General features: G+C 45.1%; 5 protein-coding genes. 2 read left to right on the top strand and 3 right to left on the bottom strand.

What is annotated here, in order from left to right:
• Nucleotides 1-101 precede the first annotated feature (101 nt).
• The 3 genes from ACX5J7_RS07300 to ACX5J7_RS07290 all read right to left on the bottom strand — a co-directional run bounded on the left by ACX5J7_RS07300 (nt 102) and on the right by ACX5J7_RS07290 (nt 5,350).
• Nucleotides 102-740, bottom strand: a complete 639-nt coding sequence (locus tag ACX5J7_RS07300) for a transglycosylase SLT domain-containing protein (protein WP_278385822.1) — start codon at nt 738-740, stop codon at nt 102-104.
• A 67-nt stretch (nt 741-807) separates the two neighbouring features.
• On the bottom strand, nt 808-2,406 hold the full coding sequence (gene gshA / locus ACX5J7_RS07295; RefSeq protein ID WP_498706648.1) for a glutamate--cysteine ligase: 1,599 nt from the start codon (nt 2,404-2,406) through the stop codon (nt 808-810).
• Nucleotides 2,407-2,479: 73 nt separating this feature from the next.
• On the bottom strand, nt 2,480-5,350 hold the full coding sequence (locus ACX5J7_RS07290; RefSeq protein WP_498706646.1) for a M16 family metallopeptidase: 2,871 nt from the start codon (nt 5,348-5,350) through the stop codon (nt 2,480-2,482).
• 302 nt (nt 5,351-5,652) lie between these two features.
• Between ACX5J7_RS07290 and ACX5J7_RS07285 the strand changes: the two genes are divergently transcribed.
• Both ACX5J7_RS07285 and ACX5J7_RS07280 read left to right on the top strand, forming a co-directional pair.
• Nucleotides 5,653-6,213 (top strand): Hpt domain-containing protein, encoded by a 561-nt coding sequence (locus tag ACX5J7_RS07285; RefSeq protein ID WP_278385828.1) that lies wholly within the window; start codon nt 5,653-5,655, stop codon nt 6,211-6,213.
• On the top strand, nt 6,213-7,052 hold the full coding sequence (locus ACX5J7_RS07280; RefSeq protein WP_498706644.1) for a pseudouridine synthase: 840 nt from the start codon (nt 6,213-6,215) through the stop codon (nt 7,050-7,052). Before ACX5J7_RS07285 ends, ACX5J7_RS07280 begins: the two co-directional genes overlap by 1 nt.

Here is a 7,052-nt window from a genome sequence, read left to right as displayed (position 1 = left end):
CTTTCAACCTGACGGGTTTGCCAGCTTCGCTGGGCAAACAAAAAACGCGACTTGGAAGTCGCGCTTTGTGTGCTCTTTATCTTTTCAGCAGCCGATCTGCGTTAACTAAACAGCTTCATAAACCACCCTTTCTGGAGGTCTTCTTCGCAGGTCTTAAGCTGAGTGGCGTATCGCAATGAACGTGCTTTTACTTTTGACGCCACTTTTTTGAGCCAAGGCTTTCTGTCGTAACTTCTTCGCTTATAGCCGCCCCACCCTTCGTGATAATTCAAGTATTGGGCATACGCGTCCCATTTTGAAATGCCGTTCACTTTTTGAGACTTGTAGATAAACCAGCCCATGAAGTCGATAGCGTCTTCGAAGTCATCTCTATCTGCGCCACTGTTATCCGTTTCTCTCATATAGTCTGCCCATGTAGGCGTTTTAGCTTGAGAATACCCATAGGCTGAACTGACTCGTCCCCACGGAATTAACCCAAAGAAAACATAATCACGTGGGGGAAGCGCATCGTGTCGAAACGAACTTTCCTGATACATCATGGCCATAGGAACATGGATAGGCACCCCCCATTTGTCTCTGGCATCAGCCGCTGCATCATACCAATCGTCCTTTTCATAGAAAATTTCGCACAAATTACTGATGTCTTTAGGAGGCGTAGTTGCACACCCAGCGATAAGCAGTGGAAAAAGAACGATGAGCGTTGATAAAAAAACAACCAGTTTTTTGAACTTTTGACTCATAGCTTGTCTTAATTAATGTTCTAGTAAAATGTGTGTTTCCCTGGAACCCTTCGATGCCTGACTTATGTCAGGCATTTTTTTTTGCAGGAGCTTCAGCGAAATAATCACGAATGAATGTATCAAAGTCTTTAGTGTCAGACGCTTCTATCTCTTTTTGCGCGGAGAATGATACTTCAGCTTGTGCGGCAAAACCCGCCGCATCGGTATCGGTATACTCAAAAGACTTCATTTCCGCCTGATATGCCTGCGCCAGTTCAAGACCAAGTATGCCGTTATCTTTGTCGTCTTCCAACAACATAGCAAGCAGTTTGCCTGACGGCGTTATGTCTGGATTTTTCACTTTTTCAAATTCAGCTTTCACCGCCTGCGAATAAGCCGTAGTGTCGTTAGCCAAATCCAATAGCTCGGCAGCTTGCTCAAATACGTGAAACAGCGATGCGCACCATTGTGGCAGTGTAGTATCCACACCATTGTTCTGTAGCACTAAGTCAGGATTTCTCCCTTCTAGCACCACTTTATTCATGTTTTCTTTAGCTTCTTTAAGCTGAGCTTCATCTAGCTCTGCACTTGGCATAAGTAAACACGCCACTAAGAACACATCTAAGAAGTCAAACTGCGTTTGCGAGATACCTATGGGTGAAAACGGGTTAACGTCTAGAGCGCGGACTTCAATGTAACTGATACCGCGACGAACCAAAGCGTCTGTTGGTTTCTCCATTGACTCGGTAGGCTGCTTAGGGCGTATAGGTGAATACAGTTCATTTTCAATTTGAATGATATTGCGACTTAACTGTTGATAATTTCCTTCTTCTCCTGCCGCGAATTCACTAAAGCGTGAAGAAGGCGTTGTCATAGCGTCGCGCAGCAGCTTAACGTAATTATCTAACCGGTTATAACAAATTTTAAGTGAGGATTGCTCTGCACTGGTATAGCCTAAATCACTCATTCGTAGACAGGTTGCATAAGGCATATATACAGTGCCTTTGCCTACCTTCTTAAATGGCAGTGCATGCTTTTTACCTTTTAAGAACGAGCCACACAGTGCCGGAGACGCGCCATAAAGATAAGGGATAAGCCAGCAAAGACGACGGTAATTACGAATTAATCCAAAATAGTCTGCAGAAACTTGTTCTTGCGAATATTCTTTTCCGTTCAGCTCTGCCCACAGCTTCCAAAAGCTTTCAGGTAGTGAGAAATTAAAGTGCACACCAGCAATGGCTTGCATCATGCTGCCGTAACGGTTTTTAAGCCCAATACGATAAACCCGTTTCATTTTCCCAACGTTCGACTCACCAAAATAGGCAATAGGAATGTCGGCTTCATCTTCAATGAAGCAAGGCATACTAAGTGGCCAAATTTGCTCTTCACCAATGTTATTAATGACAAACTTATGGATATCTTTTAACTGAGAAATTGTTTTTGCCGCGCTATTTTCTGGTGGCGTTATAAACTCTAACAGCGACTCTGAAAAGTCTGTAGTTATTGAGTCGTGAGTCAGCGCTGATCCCAGCGGCTTGGGGTGTGGCGTTTGTGCCAAGGTGCCATTTGGGTTTATACGAAGGGCTTCGCGCTCTACTCCACGCTTAATATCTTTTAGCGCAGCTAGGAACTCGGGTGACTTAAGCGCGGCTATGCGCGCTTCAAAACGGGATGAGTCTACAGTCAAAATGGTGGTCCGTTATGTCAATATTGCCCCTGTTATGGGGGGCAATAGTGTAAATTCAACAAAAATTAATCTGTCAGTTTAACGCTTCTCGCGTGTTACCCTCTACTGATAACTCGATAATTGGCATTGATAGCGCGTTCAACTGAGGCAAAATTTTCGCTTTATCGCCCACTACAATAATTTGCATCTTATCAAGATTCAAATATTGCTTTGCAAGCGCGTCTATCGATTCTTTATCAATGTTATTGATAATATCTAGCTGCGCTTCTCGATAACCTTTTTCTAAACCGTAGCTCAATAACTGACGCAAGAAGCGCGCTTTGCTTGTAGGCGTCTCAAATTCAAGGGCATCGCTAAGCGTAAAAGCATTGCGCATAAAATCAATTTCCGCTTTTTCCACACCCTCAGACCTATAACGCTCAATTTCACCTAAAATTTCTTTTATCCCTTCGCCGGTATTAGCGGCGGTAAGGTCGGTACTCACTTCGAACCAGCCCAGCGTTTTGCCGCCTACAAAGCCGCTATTTGCGCCGTAAGTAAAACCTTTATCCTCGCGTAAGTTTAGGTTGATACGGCTGTTAAATGCCCCGCCTAGCGGGAAGTTCATTAAACGTGATTTGAAATGATCGCCCGTCGCATCGAAAGGTAAACTTCTGTCCACAATATAGACAACCGACTGAACTGCTTCAGGGCTATCAATAAGGAAAATTTGATTTTGGTTGTACTGAGGAAAGTCACTATAATCAGCAGATTCGTAGGCGTTACCTTGCCACTGGCCTATAAAATCAAGCGTTTCAACCATGTTCTTCTTCGATAAGTTTCCAACAGCAACAATGCTTGCTTTATCTGGCGAATAGTAATTTTTATAGAAGGTTTTCACATCGTCCAGCGTGATACTTTGCACAGTCTCAAGGGTGCCTTCGTCTGGCAAACTCACGCGATTGTCTTCGCCAAACAAAATAAGATCTCGTGCCCGTCGTGCTAAGCTCGATGGTGTTTTCGCCTGCTGCTGCAGACCTTGAACCACCCGCTCCTTCATGCGCTCGAAATCTTCTTCTGTGAAAGCGGGGTTAAAAAGCTTTTCTTTTAAAAGCGCTAAGGTTTCATCTAGGTGCTTGGTTAACGTAGACACATAAACCTGTGAATATCTGCCTGCGGTACTGAAACGAATAGAACTTCCCAATTTGGCAAGTTCACTGGCCAACGCTTCATTGGAGTAATGCTTCGTCGTTTCGTTCATCAATAGTGCCGTAAGGTAGGCCGTTCCAGCTTTGCCTTCTGAATCTAGCAACATGCCGCCGTCCATACCTAACGTTAAGGTAACCGTTGGCGTTTCTGTACTGGTTACCCCCAGTATTTTAATGCCGTTGGCAAGTTCAGCTTCCCAGTAGTCAGGCACTTCCACGACAGGTGCATCACCGGCTTTAGGCATCACGCTTCTATCGAAACTTGAAGGTGCGCTAGTAAACGCTTCCTCACCGGCAACGTCAACGGTTTCAACGTGAATATTTCTTACCGGGCGTTCAAAGGTTTGCTCGGCGGCAGCTAACTGTACTTGCCCTTTTGGTACCACACTTAGTACAACGCTATTAGCATCTTTGATGTACTTGTTGTAAACCCGCATCACGTCGTCTGCCGTTACTGCGTTATAGCGTTCAATGTCTTCTGCTATCAAGTCTGGGGTTTGGTAAAACGTTTCGTTAGCGGCCAATGCTGATACTTTGCCAGATACACTTTGAAGCCCAAACACGGTACGCGCTTCAATTTGACCTTTTGTGCGTGCTAAATCGTCTGCCGTCACGCCGCGCGTTTCAAATTCTTTGAGTGTTTGGTTTAGCACCTCTTGCAAGGTTGATAACGATGTAATTTTTGCCGGGTTCGCTAGGGCAAGTAGCTGAAATTCACAGGCAAGCTCACGACAAGGGTGAGAAACGACTGCTTGAACCGCCATCCCTTCTTTAACCAAGTTTTTGTAGAAAAGTGAGGTTTTCCCTCCCCCTAAGATATCAGCCAGCACGTCAAGCGGGGCCTCATCTTCGTGGCGACCGTAAACGGTGGGATAGGTAATTTGCAGCAATGGCAAATGGACTTTGTCTTCCAATGTCATATAGCGTGTTTCAGTAAGCGTGACAGGTTGCGGCTCAGGCTCTTCTACAGCAGGCCCAGCCGGTATCTCGCCAAAATACTTTTTTATCCACGCTTTGGTTTTTGCTACGTCGATATCGCCACCAATAGTAAGTACGGCATTGTTGGGGCCATACCAACGTTTAAAAAAAGCTTTTAGGTCGTTAACGTTAACCCGGTCTAAGTCTTCTACATAGCCAATAGTCATCCACGAATAAGGGTGACCTTCTGGGTATAAGGCTTCGCCGTTAAGCTCATAACGCAAGCCATATGGTTGATTATCAACGCGCTGTGCACGCTCGTTTTTCACCGTCTCTCTTTGATTTTCAAACTTGGTTTGATCCACTGCTTCTAAAAGATAGCCCATGCGATCTGACTCTAACCACAGCACTTTTTCTAGCTGGTTGGCAGGTACCGTTTCAAAATAATTCGTGCGGTCGGTATTGGTTGTACCGTTTAAGTTACCGCCTGACTCGGTAATCACTTTGAAGTGCTGTTCGTCTGCTACGTGTTTTGAGCCCTGAAACATCATGTGCTCGAAGAAGTGAGCAAAACCGGATTTACCTACATCTTCTCTCGCTGAGCCTACGTGGTAAGTAACGTCAACGTGAACAAGCGGGTCTGAATGATCTTCGTGCAGTATTACGGTAAGACCATTTTCTAACGTGTACTTCTCGTAGGGAATAGAGACGGTATTAGATGAATTTGTTGCAGCCTCAGCTTGGCTTTGAGCATGATCTACCGGTGCGTGTTGACACGCTGTTACAACAATGACCCCTAAGGCCATACACAGAGTTCGTAGAGCCAGTTTTCCTGACATGATGATTCCTTTTAAAATAACTACACCTTCATCCTTCGCTAAGTAACAAACTGCTCAAGCCCAATGTTAGGGTCACCGACCTTAATGAACTAGCGAATTTTGAAAGATTACCAGACTTTTTAACGCTTTACTTCTCTGGACTTTGCTATGATTGTATTAATTTATGTATTTCTGAAATACACTTGTACGCAAAAGCTCTTTGCAAATGCGTTTTTTCACCGCTTAATATTGGTAAGTGGTACGAATGAGCGAATAAATGGTTTCCATTTGGAATAGAAAATAGCGGTTAAAAGGAAAGTTGCATGGATCAGTCAACAACAGTACTTGATATTGATTTTGGAATGTCACAACTCAGTGGAAATAAAAAGCTATTGTTCACGCTACTGGGTAAGTTTACGGATGAATATCGTTCTCTTGATGCTGACATACAAGCGCATGTTGCAAAAGGTGACTTCGATGAAGCCTATTCACTTACTCACACCTTAAAGGGCGTTACGGGCAATTTGGGCATGTTTGCTCTGCACAATGCCAGTAAGCCAGTGGAGAGTGCCTTTAGAAACGATAAACGAATTGCCGATGAATACCCCGCTTTTGTTACTGTGCTTAATGAGACGATTGCTGCAGTAGACACGCTTATACAAGAACCTGCGCCTAGTGTCGTAGCGCCGGCTAACGGCGCAGTGGCTGAGCGAGCACGTAAACAATTAATGGCTGCACTGAAGGCCAGCGAATTTATTGCCGAAGAAAAGCTAGATGAGTGGTTAGATGCCCTTGCTCTGCCCGAGGATAAGCGAACTGCCATTGTTGATGCCGTTGACGAACTTGACTACGAAGAAGCCATTTCAGAGTTAGAAAATAGCTAGTGCAACCCATACCTATTCTTTTTGAAGACGCAAACTTACTTGTAGTAAATAAGCCTGTTGGCGTTGCGATGCACGACGCCCTAGACAGCAAGCTAGGTGCCCCGAAAGATAACGCGCTAGCTATCGAGCATGAAGACACCGACAAAAATGCTGCACAAAAAGAAAGCTCAGCTTGCAAAGGCGAAGATACGCTGCGTACTGATGGTATTGTCACCCAGCTTAAAAAGCAGCTTAGCTTTAGCGAACTGCATTTATGCCACCGGTTAGATACGGGAACATCGGGCTGCTTGTGTTTGGCGAAGAATGCAAAAACAGCGGCTGAAATTGGCGAGCTGTTTTATTCACGACGCATCGGTAAATTTTATTTGGCCTTAAGTGAACACAAGCCTAAGAAGAAACAAGGTGCAATCATCGGCGATATGAAAAACCGTCGTGGCGGTCAGCGCATCTTGTTAAAGTCGCAGGAAAACCCCGCTATTACCCAGTTCTTCAGCCATGCCGCTAAACCGGGCACACGAGGCTTTATTGTTAAACCCCATTCAGGCAAAACGCACCAAATCCGTGTGGCATTAAAAAGTATTGGCGCCCCAATTTTAGGCGACAGTCTATACGGTGGTGCGCCCTCCGACAGACTTTACCTTCACGCATGGCACCTGCGCCTGCCTTTATCTGCGGGAGAGCTTAGCATCACTGCGCCTTTCGATACCGGTCGCGTGGTCAATGAATCAGAAGTACAGGCTTGGTATAGCGCTCTTCAACAGCCAGATAGCTACCCTTGGCCATCGCTGCCAGCCCGGTTTTCAACTCCCCCTATTGATAAATTAAACGTGTTAGGTTAA

Source organism: Alteromonas infernus, from assembly GCF_902705815.1.
This window is presented reverse-complemented; position numbering and strand designations above follow the sequence as displayed.